This is a genomic window from Sulfitobacter indolifex (assembly GCF_022788655.1).
In the GTDB taxonomy this organism is placed as follows: domain Bacteria; phylum Pseudomonadota; class Alphaproteobacteria; order Rhodobacterales; family Rhodobacteraceae; genus Sulfitobacter; species Sulfitobacter indolifex.
On the sequence record NZ_CP084951.1, the window covers coordinates 1,036,557 to 1,054,561 of the forward strand.

General features: G+C 61.9%; 18 protein-coding genes. 10 read left to right on the forward strand and 8 right to left on the reverse strand.

Features of this window, described 5'->3' with window-relative positions:
* Positions 1-18 precede the first annotated feature (18 nt).
* From glpX to DSM14862_RS05105, 3 genes are all read right to left on the reverse strand, one after another.
* Positions 19-981: a class II fructose-bisphosphatase gene (glpX, locus tag DSM14862_RS05095; protein WP_007119355.1), complete on the reverse strand. Its 963-nt coding sequence runs from the start codon at positions 979-981 to the stop codon at positions 19-21.
* A 249-nt stretch (positions 982-1,230) separates the two neighbouring features.
* A complete protein-coding gene (locus DSM14862_RS05100; RefSeq protein WP_007119356.1) occupies positions 1,231-2,517 on the reverse strand; it encodes a homoserine dehydrogenase in 1,287 nt (428 codons plus the stop codon).
* Positions 2,518-2,620: 103 nt separating this feature from the next.
* Positions 2,621-3,067 (reverse strand): hypothetical protein, encoded by a 447-nt coding sequence (locus DSM14862_RS05105; protein ID WP_243254326.1) that lies wholly within the window; start codon positions 3,065-3,067, stop codon positions 2,621-2,623.
* 12 nt (positions 3,068-3,079) lie between these two features.
* Between DSM14862_RS05105 and DSM14862_RS05110 the strand changes: the two genes are divergently transcribed.
* Positions 3,080-3,664, forward strand: a complete 585-nt coding sequence (locus tag DSM14862_RS05110; RefSeq protein WP_007119358.1) for a TetR/AcrR family transcriptional regulator — start codon at positions 3,080-3,082, stop codon at positions 3,662-3,664.
* Between the two features lie 18 nt (positions 3,665-3,682).
* Here the strand turns inward: DSM14862_RS05110 and DSM14862_RS05115 are convergent, their stop codons facing one another.
* The 3 genes from DSM14862_RS05115 to DSM14862_RS05125 form a co-directional block, all read right to left on the reverse strand.
* Positions 3,683-4,594 (reverse strand): pirin family protein, encoded by a 912-nt coding sequence (locus DSM14862_RS05115; protein ID WP_007119359.1) that lies wholly within the window; start codon positions 4,592-4,594, stop codon positions 3,683-3,685.
* Positions 4,595-4,719: 125 nt separating this feature from the next.
* Positions 4,720-6,093: an L-serine ammonia-lyase gene (locus DSM14862_RS05120; RefSeq protein ID WP_007119360.1), complete on the reverse strand. Its 1,374-nt coding sequence runs from the start codon at positions 6,091-6,093 to the stop codon at positions 4,720-4,722.
* Positions 6,093-6,785, reverse strand: coding sequence for a glutathione S-transferase family protein (locus DSM14862_RS05125; protein ID WP_007119361.1), 693 nt, complete (start codon positions 6,783-6,785; stop codon positions 6,093-6,095). Before DSM14862_RS05125 ends, DSM14862_RS05120 begins: the two co-directional genes overlap by 1 nt.
* A 166-nt stretch (positions 6,786-6,951) precedes the next feature.
* Between DSM14862_RS05125 and rpiA the strand changes: the two genes are divergently transcribed.
* The 6 genes from rpiA (at position 6,952) to DSM14862_RS05155 (ending at position 13,254) form a co-directional block, all read left to right on the forward strand.
* Complete coding sequence (rpiA, locus tag DSM14862_RS05130) at positions 6,952-7,740, forward strand: ribose-5-phosphate isomerase RpiA (protein WP_007119362.1); 789 nt, start codon at positions 6,952-6,954, stop codon at positions 7,738-7,740.
* A gap of 62 nt (positions 7,741-7,802) precedes the next feature.
* Positions 7,803-9,182 carry a glutathione-disulfide reductase gene (gene gorA, locus DSM14862_RS05135; RefSeq protein WP_007119363.1) on the forward strand — a complete coding sequence of 460 codons (1,380 nt, stop codon included), beginning with the start codon at positions 7,803-7,805 and terminating at the stop codon, positions 9,180-9,182.
* 68 nt (positions 9,183-9,250) lie between these two features.
* The gene (gene hflK, locus DSM14862_RS05140) at positions 9,251-10,483 is read left to right on the forward strand and encodes an FtsH protease activity modulator HflK (RefSeq protein ID WP_208855110.1); all 1,233 of its coding nucleotides are present in this window, start codon (positions 9,251-9,253) and stop codon (positions 10,481-10,483) included.
* On the forward strand, positions 10,483-11,382 hold the full coding sequence (gene hflC / locus DSM14862_RS05145) for a protease modulator HflC (RefSeq protein WP_007119365.1): 900 nt from the start codon (positions 10,483-10,485) through the stop codon (positions 11,380-11,382). Before hflK ends, hflC begins: the two co-directional genes overlap by 1 nt.
* A complete protein-coding gene (locus DSM14862_RS05150; RefSeq protein WP_007119366.1) occupies positions 11,379-11,573 on the forward strand; it encodes a DUF2065 family protein in 195 nt (64 codons plus the stop codon). The genes hflC and DSM14862_RS05150 overlap by 4 nt, the downstream gene beginning before the upstream one ends.
* A gap of 247 nt (positions 11,574-11,820) precedes the next feature.
* Entirely contained in the window at positions 11,821-13,254 is a 1,434-nt protein-coding gene (locus DSM14862_RS05155; RefSeq protein ID WP_407705372.1) for a DegQ family serine endoprotease, read from the forward strand.
* Between the two features lie 56 nt (positions 13,255-13,310).
* On the opposite strand, the gene DSM14862_RS05160 is transcribed toward DSM14862_RS05155, so the two are convergent.
* Complete coding sequence (locus DSM14862_RS05160; RefSeq protein ID WP_007119368.1) at positions 13,311-13,862, reverse strand: peptidoglycan-binding domain-containing protein; 552 nt, start codon at positions 13,860-13,862, stop codon at positions 13,311-13,313.
* Between the two features lie 166 nt (positions 13,863-14,028).
* On the opposite strand from DSM14862_RS05160, the gene DSM14862_RS05165 reads away from it, so the two are divergent.
* Complete coding sequence (locus tag DSM14862_RS05165) at positions 14,029-14,352, forward strand: 2Fe-2S iron-sulfur cluster-binding protein (RefSeq protein WP_007119369.1); 324 nt, start codon at positions 14,029-14,031, stop codon at positions 14,350-14,352.
* Entirely contained in the window at positions 14,352-15,047 is a 696-nt protein-coding gene (locus tag DSM14862_RS05170; RefSeq protein ID WP_007119370.1) for an FG-GAP-like repeat-containing protein, read from the forward strand. Before DSM14862_RS05165 ends, DSM14862_RS05170 begins: the two co-directional genes overlap by 1 nt.
* 41 nt (positions 15,048-15,088) lie before the next feature.
* On the opposite strand, the gene purD is transcribed toward DSM14862_RS05170, so the two are convergent.
* Positions 15,089-16,354 carry a phosphoribosylamine--glycine ligase gene (gene purD, locus DSM14862_RS05175; RefSeq protein WP_007119371.1) on the reverse strand — a complete coding sequence of 422 codons (1,266 nt, stop codon included), beginning with the start codon at positions 16,352-16,354 and terminating at the stop codon, positions 15,089-15,091.
* 70 nt (positions 16,355-16,424) lie between these two features.
* On the opposite strand from purD, the gene xseA reads away from it, so the two are divergent.
* A complete protein-coding gene (xseA, locus tag DSM14862_RS05180) occupies positions 16,425-17,999 on the forward strand; it encodes an exodeoxyribonuclease VII large subunit (protein WP_007119372.1) in 1,575 nt (524 codons plus the stop codon).
* Positions 18,000-18,005: the final 6 nt, after the last annotated feature.

Sequence of the window (18,005 nt, forward strand, 5' to 3'; positions counted from 1 at the left end):
TAAGGGCCGATCTGGCCCTCACTCTGCCGGGGTGCGGTAGTTGATGCGGCGGACCGACCCAGTACGCGAACGCATGATCAGCGTCTCGGTGGTCAGCCAGCCCGGCTCGCGCTTCACGCCCGGAAGGATGTTGCCGCCGGTGACGCCAGTCGCGGCAAAGATCACGTCTTGTGTGACCATTTCGTCGCGGGAGTAGATGCGGTCAAGGTCGGTGATCCCGGCTTTGGCGGCACGGCCTTTTTCATCATCGTTGCGGAACAGGAGGCGGCCATACATCTGCCCACCCATGCATTTCAGCGCAGCGGCGGCCAGTACGCCTTCGGGGGCACCACCCGCGCCCATATACATGTCGATGCCGGTTTCGGGGTCTGCGCAGTGCATTACACCTGCGACGTCGCCGTCGGTGATCAGGCGGATGGCAGCACCGGTGGCGCGGACTTCGGCGATCATATCGGCGTGGCGCGGACGCTCAAGGATACAGACGGTGATGTCGGATGGCGCGCAGCCCTTGGCGCGGGCCAGCGCTTCGACGCGCTCACCGGGGGTCATGTCGAGCGTGACAACATCGGTGTCATAGCCCGGGCCAATCGCCAGCTTGTCCATATAGGTGTCGGGCGCGTGCAGCATGGAGCCGCGCGGGCCCATGGCGATCACGGTCAGCGCATTGGGCATGTCCTTGGCGGTCAGCGTGGTGCCTTCGAGCGGGTCCAGCGCGATGTCCACGCCGGGGCCATTGCCGGTGCCGACTTCTTCTCCAATGTAGAGCATCGGGGCTTCGTCACGCTCGCCTTCGCCGATCACCACGACGCCCGCGATGTCGAGCATGTTAAGCTGTTCGCGCATCGCGTTCACGGCGGCTTGGTCGGCGGCTTTCTCGTCACCCTTGCCGATCAGCTTGGCCGAGGCCAGCGCGGCGGCTTCGGAAACGCGGGCGAGGCCGAGCGAGAGCATGCGGTCTTGAAATTCGGCGGAAGCGGTCATGGAGTGTCCTCGGGTGCAATGGGTTTTCTGTCCTGTAACGCTCAGCGCGCGTCGGGGCAAGTTTTGGGTTGGGGGGAGCATGAAGCACCGGCCCGGAATCAAGCCGCAGGCACCTGGCCATCGCCTGTCCGCCCCTCGGGTAGGCGATTTGGTGCGGCTGGGCTCAGCTTAGAGAGCGCACATCAAACCTGAGTCATAAAGTGGCATGAATGATCGTATGATCGCCGACCCGCGGGCAGGCGATAGCCCTCAGACCTCTTCGATCCGCAGCGCCACCGGCTCGCCGGCCAACACACCCGTCTTGTCCATATTCGCCAGCGCCTCAACCAGCGCATTGCGGCTGGTCTTGTGGGTGACGATCAACACCGGGGCGGAGGTGTCAGCATGTTCATACTGCCGCATCCGGTAAATGCTGACGCCCGCTTCGCCCAGCACAGTCGCGATTTTTGCCAGCGCGCCCGGTTTGTCGACCAGCGCCATGCGCAGATAATAAGGGGCAGGGGTCTGGCTGCTGGAGGGGGTGGTTTGCTCAAGCGTGTCGGCGGGTTGTCCAAAGACCGGCCCGCAGAGCCCGCGCGCGATGTCGCAGACATCGGCCATCACGGCACTGGCCGTCGGACCTTCGCCCGCACCTGCGCCGCGCAGCACGATCTGCCCCACCGCGTCACCTTCGATCACCACCATATTGGTGCCACCATCAAGCTGACCCAAAGGTGAGGTCTGTGGCACAAGGCAGGGCATCATCCGCTGCTCCAGCCCGCGCCCGGTCTTTTGGGTTACGCCCAGCAGTTTGATCTTATAACCCATGTCGGCGGCGGCCCGGATGTCTTCGATGGCGACCCGCTCGATCCCCTCAAGCTGGATGCCGTCAAAGTCGATTCTCGTACCAAAGGCGATCGACGACAGGATTGCCAGCTTATGGGCCGCGTCGATGCCGCCTACGTCCAGCTGTGGATCGGCTTCGAGATAGCCCAGCCCATCAGCCTCGGCGAAAATCTCTTGATAGGTTTTGCCAGAGTCTTCCATCCGGGTGAGGATGTAATTGCACGAGCCGTTCATCACCCCCATGATCCGGGTAATGCCGTTGCCCGCCAGCCCTTCCATCAATGTCTTAATGACCGGGATGCCACCCGCCACGGCCGCTTCATAGCGCAGCGCCACGCCCGCGGCTTCAGCCTGTTCGGCCAGCGCCTGACCGTGCATGGCCAGCATGGCTTTGTTTGCGGTGACCACATGTTTGCCCGCCGCCAATGCGGCTTCGGTTGCGGCTTTCGCCGGGCCGTCTGCGCCGCCCATCAGCTCGACAAAGACATCCACATCATCGCGCGTTGCCAGTTTGACGGGATCATCTTCCCAGTCAAAAGATGCCAATGACAGCCCGCGGTCCTTGTTCCGGGTGCGGGCAGAGACTGCAGAGACCGTCATCGCGCAACCGGTACGAGCCTCCAACAGGGCGGCTTGCTGGCGCAAAATGCGCAGCACACCCACGCCCACAGTTCCCAATCCAGCAATCCCGAGGCGAAGCGGCTTAGACATGGCGGTGGTCCTTTTGGTCTGATCTGATAGGCCCGGCAGGCTTGGCCAAGCATTGCCGCGATGTAGCGGGTTCAGCGCCTGCGTGCAACGCGCCAAACGCGCTTCAGAGTGCAGGTGTCTGCGCCAGACGTTCCCGTTCGTCAGACGTAAGCCGCTGTTGGCGCAAACGTTCGGCCCGTGCGCGCAGCCGTGCCACCCGTGCGGCGGTGGTGGTATCAATGCGATTGCTGGATACCCGTCCGGCGCGTGCCTCTAGTTGCGCAGCCCGCCCGCTAAGTTCTGCTTCGGTCTGCACTGGGTCAATTCGCCCGGCCGTGGCTTGGGCCAAAAGCGGGTCGATCGGCAGAATGTTGGGGTAGGGCGCGGCTTCGAGTTCGGGGGTGATCGTGCGATCAAGTTCGGGGAATTGCGCACAGCCCGCGAAAAGCGTCACGCCTAGAAGTAGGGCGGCAATCGAAAGGGGGCGGGGCGCGGGCATGTGGATCATGCCTCGTTCTGCCCCAGTGGCGATCTTCGCGCAAGCGGGGTTTGCTTTTGAACGCTTGTTCATTAAATTGTCGCCATGGCAAGAACCACAGGCTCACACTCAGATATCACCGGCCCGCGCGTGCGCGCGGCTGCACTGCGGCTTTTTGCACGGGGGGGCTATGCTGCCGTATCCATGCGCGCCATCGCAGCCGAAGTCGGCGTGCAGGCCGGGGCACTTTATAACTACACGCCCGATAAACAAAGCCTTCTGTTCGACCTGATGCAGGCGCATATGACCGACCTGCTAGCGGAAACGCCCAGCAATGCAGACCGGACTGCCGTGCAGCAGTTGCAGGATTTCGTGGCTTTCCACATCCGTTTCCATGCGGATCGGCCCGATGAAGTTTTCATCGCCTATATGGAGTTGCGCAATCTGACTGAGGAGAATTTCGCCGTAATCGAACGATTGCGCCGTGACTATGAGGACCGGTTGGAAGCGATCCTCCGCACCGGCGTCGCCAGCGGTGATTTCGCCGTTGCCGATACCAAAATCGTCACGCTGGCGATCATCGCAATGCTGACCGGGGTGAACACGTGGTACCGCGCGGGCGGGCGGCTGTCGCTGGATGAGGTGGTGGCGCAATATTGGGATATGGTGCGCAAGGCCGTGACCGCCTGAGCGGCCACGGCCCTTCGTTCAATGTGCAGGGCGGATGAAAGTCCCGTTGTTCAGATCGCGCATCGCCTGCTGCAATTCAGCACGGGTGTTCATCACGATCGGCCCATGCCACGCCACCGGCTCCTCAATCGGCGCGCCTGAGATCAGCAGGAATCGCACGCCCTCCGTCCCCGCCTGAACCGTAACTTCGTCGCCGGTGCCGAAGCGGATCAGCGTCCGGTCACCCGACATGTCGCGGATGTTGACCTCCTCACCGGCGACCTCCTTCTCCAGCAAGACGCCGGAAGGGGCAGAGGCATCGGCGAAAGCGCCCGCGCCTTGGAAGACATAGGCAAAGGCCCGACGGTAGGTGTCTATCTGAAAAGTCTTCTTGACCCCTGCGGGCACGAAAACATCCAGATACTGCGGATCAGCGGCGATGCCGTCGACGGGGCCACGTTTGCCCCAGAACTCGCCCGTAATGATCTTCACCCGCGTGCCATCGTCATCGGTCACCACAGGAATGTCGCTGGATTTCATATCCTGATAGCGCGGCGCAGTCATCTTTTGGGCCGAGGGCAAGTTACCCCAAAGCTGGAAACCATGCATTTGCCCGGCGGCATTCCCGCGCGGCATTTCTTGGTGCAGGATGCCTGAGCCTGCGGTCATCCATTGCACATCGCCCGCGTTCAAATCGCCGGTGTTGCCCAGCGAATCTGCGTGTTCCACGGTGCCTTCGAGCACATAGGTGATCGTTTCGATCCCGCGGTGGGGGTGCCACGGGAAGCCTTTTTCAAAGTCTTCGGGGCGGTCGTTGCGGAAATCGTCAAACAGCAGGAACGGGTCCAACTCTGACGGGTCCTGAAAGCCGAAAGCGCGGTGAAGTTTGACGCCTGCGCCCTCCATCGTGGGCGTGGCGCGGCGGGTTTCCAATGTGGGTCTGAGCGACATGGTCATCTCCTTTGTTGCTTGACCCTGAAATAAGCTGTGCCTGGGCGCCTAGCAATTGGCCCGAATGAACGTCTTCTGTGCATTTGCGCGCAGAACGCACGCAGCCTGTCCCAGATCGCGCGCCCTCAGCAGTTCGGCACGTTCACGGCCAACCCGCCCAGCGACGTTTCCTTGTACTTCTCGCTCATATCCACCCCGGTCTGGCGCATGGTCTCGATACAGGCGTCCAGCGGCACCAGATGCGTGCCGTCTCCGCGCAGCGCCAATGAGGCCGCCGAAACCGCCTTGATCGCGCCCAGCCCGTTGCGCTCAATGCAGGGCACCTGAACCAGTCCCTTCACCGGGTCGCAGGTCATGCCGAGGTGATGCTCCAGTGCGATCTCGGCTGCGTTTTCGATCTGCTCGGGCGTGCCGCCCAAAACGGCGCAGAGCCCGGCGGCTGACATGGCGGCGGCGCTGCCGACTTCGGCCTGACACCCGGCCTCGGCCCCCGAGATCGAAGCGTTGTATTTCACCAGCCCGCCAATCGCGGCGGCGGTGAGCAGAAAGTCTTCGATATGCGCCTCGGACGCGCCGGGCACATGATCAAGGTAATAGCGCAGGGTCGCGGGCATCACGCCTGCGGCGCCGTTGGTCGGCGCTGTGACAACCTGACCGCCAGCGGCGTTTTCCTCGTTCACCGCCATCGCATAGACGCTCATCCAATCGTTGATCGTATGCGGCGCAGATTGGTTCTGCCCCCGCTCGGCCATCAGCGCGTCATAGATGCCCTTGGCGCGGCGTTTGACCTGCAAGCCACCGGGCAGGATACCATCGGTGGTCAGCCCCCGGTCGATACAATCGCGCATCACCTGCCAGAGCCGTTTGCTGCCCTCGCGCAGGTTGTCAGCGCCGCCGCGTGCCTCTTCGTTGGCGCGTTTCATGGCTGCGATAGTCTTGCCGGATTTCGCCGCCATTTCAAGCATTTCTGCGGCGGACTTAAAGGGAAACGGCACCGGCGCGCCCTCATCCGTGTCCTTGCCCGCGGCCAATTCCTTCTCGGTCATGACAAAGCCGCCACCGATTGAGTAATAGGTCTCGCGCAGGGTCACGTCGCCTTGGGCGTCGGTCGCCATCAGCATCATACCATTAGCATGGCCTGAAAGCTTGGTGTCGTAGTCGAAAATCATGTCCTGCACGGGATCGAAGCGCAGTTCGGGCAGACCATCGACGCTAATGCGGTGGGTTTGCTTGATCTCTTCTAACACCTTCTCGGCGGCCTCGGCGTCATAGTCCTGAGGCGTGAAGCCCGCGAGACCAAGGATTGTCGCGCGGTCGGTGGCATGGCCCACACCTGTAAACGCGAGGCTGCCGTGCAGCGAGGCGCGCAGCCCTGCGAATTTAAACGGCGAAGCGCGCATCTGATCGAGGAAACGGCCCGCGGCCACCATCGGCCCCATGGTATGCGATGACGACGGGCCGATGCCCACTTTGAACATGTCGAAAACGGATAGAAACATCAGGTGGCGGACCCTTCTGGGGGTTGGGGGTATCGGGGTGCGGTGAAAGGGGTATCGCCCAGACCTTCGGCGCATTGCAAGGCGTGTGTCGCGGGCAGGGCTTCAACGGCGGCGGAAAGTCGGGCGAGAGCCGGAGAGGCCGCAAGGGTGAACCAGTCTCGCGGCTGGTCGGCAGGATAGAGCACCGGCCAGCGCAACAGGGCGGCAGTGTAGAAATCCAGCACCGTTGGGGCCGTACCGCCCAGCAGCCAGCCACCTACCGCCTGTATCTCTAGCGTTGCATAGTGCTGTGCGAGGTCGTTTCGCGTGCCCGCGCGCAGTGCGTCGACATGGGCGGGCGCGATATATTTTTCTGAGTAGAACAGCCGCCTGAGGGCAGGGTGGATCGTATTAGACAGGAAAAACAGCCATTTAAGGAAATCCCCACGCGCGGGATCATCCGGGCCGGGGCCAAGGCCGCCATGCCGATCCGCGAGATAAAGCAGGATCGCTCCGGTCTCGAAAAGCGGCCCCTCTGGCGTTTCTAGAACCGGGATCAGCCCATTGGGGTTCAACGCCCGAAAATCCGCGCTTTCCTGCGCCTTGGCACGGCGGTCCACAAGTGCGGCGCGGTAGGGCAGTCCGCGGTGCTCTAGCGCCAATCGGACGATTAGCGAAGCATTGTCAGGGGCGTAGTGCAGCACATAGGTCATGGCGCAGTGATAACCGATCGACGACCGCGCGCCGCGTCAAAAGCGACCCCTGATGTGCCTGTGCGGCCTATCAGGATCAGCCAAGCCCTAAAAACCAGTGACTTGCCCCTCGCACACTATGCCAATTCGCCCTATAACGCGGCAAACGCCTCTAGGGAGCTGCCCCATGTCCGGAGAACTATCACCCATCGACAAGGCCAAATTCGTGGCCGCGAAGCGGGCGTGTGACTTTGTGGAAGACGGGATGCGTGTCGGGCTTGGAACAGGCTCCACCGCCGCGTGGCTGGTGCGCTGTCTGGGCGAGATGGTGCGCGACGATGGGCTGCGGATCAAGGGCGTGCCGACGTCTTCGCGGACCGCGCAATTGGCGCGGGATGTGGGGATTGAGGTGATCTCGCTTGATGAGGCGAAATGGCTCGACCTGACGATTGACGGCGCGGATGAATTTGACGGCGATCTGAACCTGATCAAAGGCGGCGGCGGTGCGTTGCTGCAAGAAAAGATCGTTGCGACCGCGAGCGACCAGATGGTGGTGATCGCCGATATCGGCAAAGAGGTGCAGCATCTTGGTGCCTTTCCCTTGCCGATTGAAGTGATTCCCTTTGGCTGGCAAACCACGCAGGCGCTGGTCGAAGAAACGCTGATCTCGATGGATGTGTTGGGCCGCAACTCGACCCTGCGGATGAACGGCGAAGTGCCCTTCATCACCGACGAGGGGAACTACATCCTTGATCTGCGGCTGAACCGTATCGGCAACGCGCGGCAACTGGCGCTGGTGCTCAACCAAATGCCTGGTGTGGTGGAGAACGGCCTGTTCATCGACATTTGTGACGCGGTTGTGATCGGCTACGGGGATGGCAGGGTCGAGGTGCGAGACATAAATGAAGGCACTGTGGCGACCGATCGGTTGGAATTTGTCGAGACTGACAACCTGTTTTCCGACCTGAGCGACTGACGCCCCAAGCGAACACGCGCGATCCCGCGCAAGACCAACAAACGACTAAGAGAGGCGCCCCAATGGCCAAGAATGAATTCGACTACGACCTGTTTGTCATCGGTGGCGGCTCGGGCGGTGTGCGCGCGGCGCGGGTCGCGGCGGGCGAGCATGACGCCAAAGTGGGTCTGGCCGAGGAAGACCGCTATGGCGGGACCTGCGTGATCAGGGGCTGCGTGCCGAAAAAGCTGATGGTTTTTGCCTCGGGCTATGCCGATGTGGTGGAGGAGGCCCAGTGTTTCGGCTGGGATTTGAAGGCCGGGCCCTTTGACTGGCACGCTTTCAGCACCCGTTTGAACGGAGAGTTGGACCGCCTTGAAGGTGTTTATCGCAAGCTGCTGAAGAACTCGGGCGTAGAGACGTTTGATGCGCGCGCGCGTATCAAAGATGCGCATACCGTGGCGCTCTCCGATGGCACCGAAAAGACCGCGAAACACATTCTGATCGCCAGCGGTGGTCGCCCCGTGCGCCCGGACCTTGAGAACGCGGAATTGGGTCTGGTGTCGGACGATCTGTTCCATCTTGAGAAGCTGCCGAAGTCGATCCTGATCATCGGCGGTGGTTATATCGCCTGCGAATTTGCCTGTATCCTTAATGGCTTGGGTGTCGAAGTCACGCAATACTACCGCGGTGCGCAGATCCTGCGCGGCTTTGACGACGAAGCCCGCGGTATGGTGGCCGAGATGATGCAGGAAAAGGGCATTGATCTGCATGTCGGCACCAACATTCTGGAAATGACACCCAGCCACGAAGACGGCAGCGGCCCGATGAAGGTCAAACCCACCAACGGCACCGAGCGGATGTTTGATCAGGTGCTTTTCGCCACAGGCCGTCGCCCCAACAGCGATGACATGGGCCTCGAAGACGCAGGCATCAAGTTGGGCCGCGGGGGCGAGATTGAGGTTGATGAATACAGCCAGACGGCCGTGCCGTCGATCTATGCCATCGGGGACGTGACCAATCGTCTCAACCTGACGCCTGTGGCGATCCGCGAAGGCATGGCCTTTGTCGAAACGGTATTTGGCGGCAAGCCGACCCCGGTTGACCATGACCTTGTGCCCTCAGCGATCTTCACACAGCCAGAGATGGGCACAGTGGGTCTAAGTGAGGAAGACGCCCGCGACAAAGGCCCTGTCGAGGTCTATGCGACATCGTTTAAACCGATGCAGGGCGCATTCGCTGGCAAGGCCGACCGGGTGCTGATGAAACTGATCGTTTGTGCCGATACGCGCGTTGTTTTAGGCTGTCATATCGTCGCACCCAACGCGGGCGAATTGATCCAGATGGTTGGCATCGCAGTCAAGATGGGCGCTACGAAAGAACAGTTTGACGCCACCTGCGCCGTGCACCCGACCATGTCCGAAGAGCTGGTCACCATGCGCAATCCGGTGCGAACTGCTTGAATTCCACGCGATAGCGTACAATTTTTAGAACGATAGGCCGCATGGGCGGCCAAGAGGGGAACATAACAATGGCAGGAAATTCGCAAGGCCCTTGGGGGGGCGGCGGAGGCGGCAACCGGGGCAACGGCGGAGACCGTGACACCGGTGGAGACCGTAACGACGGAGGACGCAAGGACGGGCCGCAAGGCCCGCGCGGGCAGGGCGGCGACCGTCCGCAGATGCCTGAGATCGACGATCTGGTCCGCAAGGGTCAAGAGCAGCTGCGCGTCCTGATGGGCGGCCGTGGTGGCGACCGCGGCAATGGCACTGGCGGCGGCGGACGTGGTCCCGGTGGCCCGGGCGTGACCCGCTCGACCGTTGGCATCGCACTCTTGGCCGGTGTGGCGCTTTGGGGGTTCGCGAGCTTTTATACCGTGCGTCCCGAACAGCAGTCGATTGAGCTGTTCTTGGGCGAGTTTTCCGGCATCGGCACTGAGGGTCTGAACTTTGCCCCATGGCCGCTGGTCACCGCAGAGGTTTTTGACGTCACCACCAACCGCACCGAGGAACTCGGCGTGCGGCGTGGCACAGGCGGCAACGAAGGTTTGATGCTGACCACTGACGAAAACATCGTCGATATCGATTTTCAGGTGGTCTGGAACATCAAGAACGCACGGGACTTCAAATTCTCGCTGCGCGATCCTGAGGCGTCTGTGCGTGCGATCTCCGAATCCGCCATGCGCGAAGTCATCGCTCAGTCCGAGCTTGCACCGATCCTGAACCGGGACCGGGGTGCCGTGGCTGATCGGGTGAAGGAGTTGATCCAAACCACGCTCGATAACCGCAACACCGGCATCAACATTTTGCGTGTCAACGTGAACAAAGTCGACCCACCCAGCCAGACCGTTCAAGTCACCGACGCCAACGGCAATACGACCACGCAGTCGGTTGTTGATGCCTTCCGCGACGTGCAAGCCGCCGAGCAGGAGCGCGACCGGGTGGAGCGTCAGGCGGATGCCTATGCAAACCGCCGTACCGCCGAAGCTCGTGGTGAATCGGCGCAGCTTTTGGAAGCTTCCGAAGGCTACCGCGCCCGCGTGGTGAACGATGCGGTGGGTGAAGCCAGCCGCTTTGAAGCTGTGCTGGAAGAATACCGCAACGCGCCCGAAGTGACGCGCAAGCGGCTGTATCTTGAGACGATGGAGAAGGTGCTGGGCGACGTGGATAAAATCATCCTCGAAAACGGCAGTGGCCAAAATGGTCAGGGCGTTGTCCCCTATCTGCCACTGAACGAGCTGCGACGCAGCGGAGGGTCGAACTGATGCGGAAAACTAGCCTTATTATTCCCATCGTGGTGATCGCCATTGTTGGCATCCTCTCGGCTGTATTCGTCGTAGACGAGCGTGAAAAAGCGCTGGTTCTGCGATTTGGTCAGATCAAACAGGTCCGCAACGAGCCGGGCATCGGTTTCAAAGTGCCTTTCTTGGATGAGGTCGTGCGCTACGAAGACCGCATTCTGTCGCTGGAAACTCCGGTGATCGAAGTCACCCCTGCCGATGACCGCCGTTTGGAAATCGACGCCTTCGTGCTCTACCGGATCGACGATATGGTCCAGTACCGGCAAGCTTTGGGTGCGGGCGGTGAACGTCAGGCCGAGAGCGAAATGGGCGGCATCATGGAAAGCCAAATCCGTGCCGTGCTTGGTTCGCAAGGTGTGACCTCCAACACGATCCTCTCGCCCGAGCGGTCTGACCTGATGGAGCAAATCCGTGTGCGTGCTGATGCCCGCGCACAGGCGCTTGGCCTCAAGGTCGTCGATGTGCGTCTGCGTCAGACTAACTTGCCAGAGCAGAACTTTGACGCGACCCTGCAGCGGATGATCGCCGAGCGTGAGCGTGAAGCCACCGATGAACGCGCCCGTGGCCGCGAAGCCGCGCAGCGTGTGACCGCTCTTGCAGATCGTACCTACGAAGAGATCCTCTCAGAGGCGCGCCGTGATGCGCGGATCATCGAAGGTGAAGCCGACGCCCAGCGAAACAACATTTTCGCTCAGGCCTATGGCAAGGATCAGGAGTTCTTTGAGTTCTACCGGTCGTTGACAGCCTATGAGCAGGCATTGCAAGGCGATAACTCGACCATGGTGATGTCACCAGATAGCGAGTTCTTCAACTACCTGCGTTCTGATCAGGGCAGCCGCTCTGTCGAGGGCGAACGCGAGTGAGCCTTGTTTTACTGGCTTTAGGGTCGGTTCTGATTTTCGAGGGGCTGGTGTACGCACTGGCCCCTTCGTTTTTGGAGCAGATGCTTGAGATGCTGCGCCGCATCCCCGAGGCCGCTCTGCGCCAACTTGGCGCGCTGGTGGTGGTGGTAGGATTGATACTGGTCTGGTTGGCGTTCCAATTGGGCGTTTAGATACGGCTCACCTGCGCCGCGCATGCGGTCACGTTTCGGTCAAATCGCGACTGTGTCAATGGACAGGTCCACGAAATCGTCATGCCCTCGGCAGTTGAAAAGCCCGTGATCGACCCCATCTTTCTTGTTGCAGCGCGTCCCTTCGGACTGCACTCTGCCCACGTTGGCAACAACAGGAATAATCAGGAGACGATGAATGCAGGCCAAGGCGGTTTCCCTGTCCAAAACAGCACAAAACACCCAATGGATGCGAGCGATGGCAATGGGGGTGATGGCGCTGACCCTCTTGATCCTGCAAGCCAGCATGGCGCTGGCCAAACCCGAAAGCCTTGCCCCGCTTGCGGAAAAGATCAGCCCGTCGGTGGTGAATATCACCACGTCGACCACGGTTGAGGGCCGCACCGGACCGCAGGGCATCGTTCCCGAAGGCTCTCCTTTTGAGGATTTCTTTCGCGAATTTCAGGACCGCAACAACGACGAGGGTGACCGTCCGCGTCGGTCTTCGGCGCTTGGATCAGGTTTTGTAATTTCCGAAGATGGCTATGTGGTGACGAACAACCACGTCATCGAAAGCGCTGATGAGATCACGATTGAGTTTTTCTCGGGCGAGGAGCTGGTGGCCAAAGTCATCGGCACCGACCCCAAAACCGACATTGCGCTGCTGAAAGTCGAAGCCAGCCAACCGCTGCCGTTCGTTTCCTTTGGCGACAGCAACGCCGCGCGTGTGGGCGATTGGGTGATCGCGATGGGCAACCCGCTGGGGCAGGGCTTCTCTGTCTCTGCAGGCATCGTCTCGGCGCGCAACCGGGCGCTGTCGGGCACCTATGACGACTATATCCAGACCGATGCGGCCATTAACCGGGGCAACTCAGGCGGGCCGTTGTTCAACATGGATGGCGAAGTGATCGGCGTGAACACAGCGATCCTGTCGCCCAATGGCGGCTCCATCGGGATCGGCTTTTCCATGGCCTCCAATGTGGTTACACGGGTGATCGACCAGTTGAAAGAGTTCGGCGAGACCCGCCGCGGCTGGCTTGGCGTTCGCATTCAAGATGTGACCGATGACGTGGCCGATGCCATGGGTCTGAAGAAAGCCGTGGGCGCGTTGATCACCGATGTACCAGAAGGCCCGGCGCGTGAAGCGGGGCTCAAGACCGGTGACGTGATTAAATCCTTTGACGGCGTTGAAGTGGCCGATACCCGCGGCTTGGTCCGTCAGGTGGGCAATAGCCCTGTGGGTGCGACTGTGCGTGTCACCGTCCTGCGTGACGGTAAGACACAAACCATCAAAGTCGTACTGGGTCGCCGCGAAGATGCCGATGGTGCAGTCCCTGCGGCAATGGACGAAAACGCTGATGAGGGTACTGAGGCCGAGCCGCAGTCGACAATGTTGATGGGTCTGACGCTGACACCGTTAAGCGATGCGCTGCGTGCCGAACTTGGGGCCGACGACGGCACGACCGGCCTCGCGGTAGCAGACGTCGATCAGACTTCGGAGGCTTACGAAAAGGGTCTGCGCATGGGCGACATCATCACCGAAGCGGGTCAAGAGAAGGTGGCCAGCATTTCTGATCTGGAAGCACGGATCGCTGCGGCGAAGGATGCAGGTCGCAAGTCGCTCTTGTTGTTGGTGCGTCGTGGCGGTGACCCGCGCTTTGTGGCGCTGTCGCTGGCTGAGTGATCTCACCGAGGATATGTATGAAAGGGCGCCTTCGGGCGCCCTTTTTCGTATTGCAGTCAGCCGCCTTGTCTGGGCACCGCGACAAGCCCAAGCGCGCGGGCGGTGGTGAGGGAAAGAACTTCACTGTTCGGTCCCTGTCGCGCCTGATAGCGGCGCACCGCCTGCCGAGTGGCAGTGTCCATCGCGCCCGTGATCGGCCCCGCGTAGTAGCCGCGCGCCTGTAGCGCCCTTTGCAGCGTGCTGTTGAACTCGTCCGTCAGCACATCGGGGCAGGGGGTCTCGAACCAATTGTCGACCCGCGCGCGGACGATTTCCTGCCGTGTTTCGGTCTTGTAGACGGGCGGCTTGGTGATGCTGCCATCGGCGTTCATTTTGGCAGGGGTGATTTCGACCTGTTCGGTCACCGTCTCAATCACCGCCGGGCTTACCGTGCGGCCCCAGCAACTGCCCGCAGGTGCGCCGGTCGGGCCGTTGCGCGTGGCCTCCAGCACGCCCGGTTCGGGGTGCTGCGCGGAAGAAGCAGTGGTGTCACACCCCGCTATCCCGGCAATAGCCAGCAGCAGCGCCGCGCGCAGGGCGGCGGATCGGGATGGGTTGGGCTGTTTCATGCCGTTTCTTTCGGGCTTGCCTGTTGTTTGAGCCGCAGATTAGCGGCTTGGGCAGGGCTTGCCCACAGCAATGTCGCGCGCCGCGTGACCTCACGAAAAGGGGGCTAGAACCGCCCGCCATAGCCCGCTAAACAAGGCCGAACTTCTTGGACGAAAGGGCATCACAATGGCCAAAATCACCTATGTCGAACATTCCGGCACTGAACATGTGGTCGAGGTGGCCAATGGTCTCACGGTCATGGAAGGCGCGCGGGACAATAACATTCCCGGTATCGAAGCCGATTGTGGCGGCGCCTGCGCTTGCTCCACCTGCCATGTCTATATTGATCCGGCTTGGGCGGAAAAGCTGCCAGCGATGGACGACATGGAAGAAGACATGCTCGACTTCGCGTTTGAGCCTGATCCAGCGCGCTCGCGCCTGACCTGCCAGATCAAGGTCACCGATGCGCTGGACGGTCTGCGCGTGCAGATGCCAGAAAAGCAAATCTGATGCGGGCGGTCGGCGCAGCCCTGTTTGCGCTGATTGCGACCAGCGCCGCGGCGGAGACAATTACCGCCGCGCGCTACATCTCTCCGACCGGGCGCTACGCCCATGGCATTCTCGGCGATGCGCTGGAATGGGGCGGGTTGCAGTTGTCCTTGGCCGACGGAAGCGCACGGCGCTTCGATCTGCCCCGCAACCATGTTTTCGAAGATATCGCCCCCCGGCTTGTCGATGTGACCGGCGATGGCGCGCCCGAAGTGTTGGTTATCGAGACCGATGTGAACCGCGGCGCGGCGCTAGCGATCTATGGCCCTGAGGGTAAGATCACCGAGACACCCCATATCGGCCAGAGCAACCGTTGGCTTGCCCCCCTTGGCGCGGCGGATCTGGATGACGACGGTGCGATTGAGATCGCCTATGTCGACCGCCCCCATCTGGCGCGGGTGCTGCGGGTCTGGCGTTTTGCCAATGGCAATCTCAGCGAAGTCGCCCAGATGGAGGGGCTCACCAATCATCGAATCGGTGAGCAATATATCTCAGGCGGTATCCGTGATTGTGGGGGTGTGCCCGAAGTGGTGCTGGCGGATGCCGATTGGCAGCGCGTGGTGGCCGTTACCCTGAAGGGCGGGCAGCTTGCACAGCGCGACATCGGCCCCTTCGCGGGGGCCGAGAGCTTTGCGGCGGCTCTTACCTGTGAATGAGGCGCGGGTGCGGCTCTAGAGTATCGTAAAGCCGCCGCCTATCAGCTCAGCGCGCGCCAGCCGATGTCGCGGCGGCAGAAACCTTCGGGCCAATCGATACCATCAACCATCGCATAGGCCCGCTCTTGCGCCTCGGCCAGCGTGGCCCCCCGCGCGGTAACGTTCAGCACGCGCCCGCCGTTGGCCAAGATCGCCCCGTCTTTCGCTACGGTGCCCGCGTGGAACACCATATTGGCGCTGTCTTCGGGCAGGTTTTTCAACCCTTTTATCTCGCTCCCCTTTTCATAGGCACCGGGATAGCCATTTGCCGCCATCACCACGGTCAGCGCGTGGTCTTCGGCCCAGTTTACCTGAATATCGGCCAGCGTGCCCTTGGCAGTGGCCTGCATCAGGTCAAAGGCCTGCGCTCCGAGGCGCATCATTAGCACTTGGCATTCCGGGTCGCCGAAACGCACGTTGTATTCCACCAGACGCGGCTGGCCATCTTTGATCATCAACCCGGCGTAAAGCACGCCCTGATAGGGCATCCCGCGTTTGGCCATCTCGGCCATGCAGGGGCGGATGATCTCGTCAAGCGCGCGTTCGGCGATCTCGTCGCTCAGCACCGGGGCAGGGGAATAAGCGCCCATGCCGCCGGTGTTGGGGCCGGTGTCGCCGTCGCCGACGCGCTTGTGGTCTTGGGCCGTGCCGATGGGCAGCACTGTCTCTCCGTCACAAAGCACGAAGAAGGACGCCTCTTCGCCTTCCATGAACTCTTCGATCACCACTTCCGCGCCCGCGTCGCCAAAGGCACCGTCAAACATCTCATCCACGGCAGCGAGTGCCTCGGCGTCGGTCAGCGCGATGATAACACCTTTGCCCGCCGCCAGACCGTCGGCCTTGATGACGATCGGCGCGCCTTGCTTTTCGACATAGGCGCGGGCGCTGGCGGCATCGGTGAAATGGCCGTAAGCCGCCGTGGGCGCATTGCAGGCGTCGCAGATTTCCTTGGTAAAGGCTTTGGAGGCTTCCAGTGCAGCCGCCGCTTTGGAGGGGCCAAACACATCGAAGCCCGCCGCGCGCAGGTCATCGCCCACACCCGCCGCCAAGGGCGCTTCGGGGCCGATGATGACGAAGTCGATGTTGTTGCCCTCGCAGAAGGCCACCACCGCAGCACCATCCATGATATCCAGCTTGGCGCATTGCGCGATGGCCGCGATGCCCGCATTGCCCGGTGCCACGATCAGCTTGTCGCATTTGGGGTTCTGCATGACCGCCCAGGCAAGTGAATGTTCGCGGCCACCGCTGCCGAGGATCAGGATATTCATGCCGCGCACTCCCTTGGACTTCTTTGCCCCGCGTTCTAAGCTGGGGTGCCCACAGACACAAGGTGCCCAGATGGATCTGTTCGACGACCCCGCCCCCGGTGCAAACAGCCCCGAATTTACCGTTACCGAGCTTTCTGGCGCGATCAAACGGGTGATTGAGGGTGAGTTTGCCCATGTCCGGATTCGCGGTGAGGTGGGCCGCGTGAGCCGCCCGCGTTCGGGGCATGTCTATCTTGACCTCAAGGACGATCGCTCGGTGATCTCCGGCGTGATCTGGAAAGGCGTCACCGCGCGGCTTGAGACCCAGCCCGAAGAGGGGATGGAAGTGATCGCCACCGGGCGCATCACCACCTTCGGCGGACAGTCGAAGTATCAGATCGTTATCGAAGACATCAAACCGGCGGGCATGGGCGCGCTGATGGCGCTGTTGGAGAAACGCAAAGCCGCACTGGCGGCGGAGGGGCTGTTCGCGCCCGAACGCAAGCGCCCGCTGCCGTATCTGCCTGAGATCATCGGCGTGGTGACCTCGCCTTCAGGGGCCGTGATCCGCGACATCCTGCACCGGCTGCGCGACCGTTTTCCGCGCAAGGTGCTGATCTGGCCCGTCGCCGTGCAAGGGGCGAAATGCGCGCCCGAAGTTGTGCGCGCAATCGAAGGGTTCAACCGCCTGACCCCCGGTGGCGCATTGCCACGGCCCGATCTGCTGATCGTGGCGCGGGGCGGGGGGTCGGTCGAAGACCTTTGGGGGTTTAACGAAGAAAGCGTGGTCCGTGCGGCGGCTGCCTCGGACATTCCGCTGATCTCTGCCGTGGGGCATGAGACCGATACAACGCTCATCGACTTCGTTTCTGACAAACGCGCGCCGACCCCGACGGCGGCGGCGGAGCTTGCCGTGCCGGTGCGACATGAGCTGGCGGCGTGGCTGGAGGGGCAGGGCGCAAGGATGCGACAGGCGTTGAGCCAAGGGCTCACCCGGCGCGGCCAGCGGATGCGCGATGTGGCGCGTGCGTTGCCGCGGGCCGATACCTTGTTGGAAGGGCCGCGCCAACGGCTTGATCGGGGCGGGGAAAAACTCGCCCCCGCCCTCATTGCCGGCGTCCAAGGCCGCCGCGTGAAACTGGCCCATATGTCCGGCGCACTACGCCCCGGCACCCTGCGCCGCCATCTGGATGCCGACCGGCAGCGACTGGCAAACCTTTCGGCGCGGCTCGATCCAGCATGGCAGCGCAATCTGAAAGGGCGAAACGACTTTCTAAAAACCCGCCTTGATCGGTTCCACCCTGAAGTGCTGCAGCGCCAAATCCTGCGCCGCCGAGAGCGGCTTGCTGATCGTACGCAGAATTTCCGACCAGAGGTGTTGTCGCGTGATCTTGCCCGGCAGGATCAGCGGTTGACGGAAGTGTTGGCCCGGCTGGCGCGCGCGGGGCAGGCCGCGCAGGACCGCCGCCGACGGCAGATCGACGCGCTTGGCCGGACCTTGGGCACGCTAGGCTACCGCGAAACCCTCGCGCGCGGCTTTGCTGTGGTACGCGGCGATGGCAATGTGGTGACCAGCGCCGAGGCCGCTAAATCCGCCACGCGTCTTGAGATCGAATTCGCGGATGATCGGCTAGAGGTTCTGCACAAAGAGGATGCCCCCAGCTAAGGCGCG

Bases quoted from the DNA above. Each gene is read 5' to 3' on its own strand.
- DSM14862_RS05160 (WP_007119368.1), bottom strand. From the start codon at position 13,862: ATGAAACAGCCCAACCCATCCCGATCCGCCGCCCTGCGCGCGGCGCTG.
- glpX (WP_007119355.1), bottom strand. From the start codon at position 981: ATGACCGCTTCCGCCGAATTTCAAGACCGCATGCTCTCGCTCGGCCTC.
- DSM14862_RS05170 (WP_007119370.1), top strand. From the start codon at position 14,352: ATGCGGGCGGTCGGCGCAGCCCTGTTTGCGCTGATTGCGACCAGCGCC.
- gorA (WP_007119363.1), top strand. From the start codon at position 7,803: ATGGCCAAGAATGAATTCGACTACGACCTGTTTGTCATCGGTGGCGGC.
- rpiA (WP_007119362.1), top strand. From the start codon at position 6,952: ATGTCCGGAGAACTATCACCCATCGACAAGGCCAAATTCGTGGCCGCG.
- DSM14862_RS05115 (WP_007119359.1), bottom strand. From the start codon at position 4,594: ATGTCGCTCAGACCCACATTGGAAACCCGCCGCGCCACGCCCACGATG.
- purD (WP_007119371.1), bottom strand. From the start codon at position 16,354: ATGAATATCCTGATCCTCGGCAGCGGTGGCCGCGAACATTCACTTGCC.
- DSM14862_RS05110 (WP_007119358.1), top strand. From the start codon at position 3,080: ATGGCAAGAACCACAGGCTCACACTCAGATATCACCGGCCCGCGCGTG.
- DSM14862_RS05120 (WP_007119360.1), bottom strand. From the start codon at position 6,093: ATGTTTCTATCCGTTTTCGACATGTTCAAAGTGGGCATCGGCCCGTCG.
- DSM14862_RS05125 (WP_007119361.1), bottom strand. From the start codon at position 6,785: ATGACCTATGTGCTGCACTACGCCCCTGACAATGCTTCGCTAATCGTC.
- DSM14862_RS05165 (WP_007119369.1), top strand. From the start codon at position 14,029: ATGGCCAAAATCACCTATGTCGAACATTCCGGCACTGAACATGTGGTC.
- hflC (WP_007119365.1), top strand. From the start codon at position 10,483: ATGCGGAAAACTAGCCTTATTATTCCCATCGTGGTGATCGCCATTGTT.
- DSM14862_RS05100 (WP_007119356.1), bottom strand. From the start codon at position 2,517: ATGTCTAAGCCGCTTCGCCTCGGGATTGCTGGATTGGGAACTGTGGGC.
- DSM14862_RS05105 (WP_243254326.1), bottom strand. From the start codon at position 3,067: ATGAACAAGCGTTCAAAAGCAAACCCCGCTTGCGCGAAGATCGCCACT.
- xseA (WP_007119372.1), top strand. From the start codon at position 16,425: ATGGATCTGTTCGACGACCCCGCCCCCGGTGCAAACAGCCCCGAATTT.
- DSM14862_RS05155 (WP_407705372.1), top strand. From the start codon at position 11,821: ATGCGAGCGATGGCAATGGGGGTGATGGCGCTGACCCTCTTGATCCTG.
- hflK (WP_208855110.1), top strand. From the start codon at position 9,251: ATGGCAGGAAATTCGCAAGGCCCTTGGGGGGGCGGCGGAGGCGGCAAC.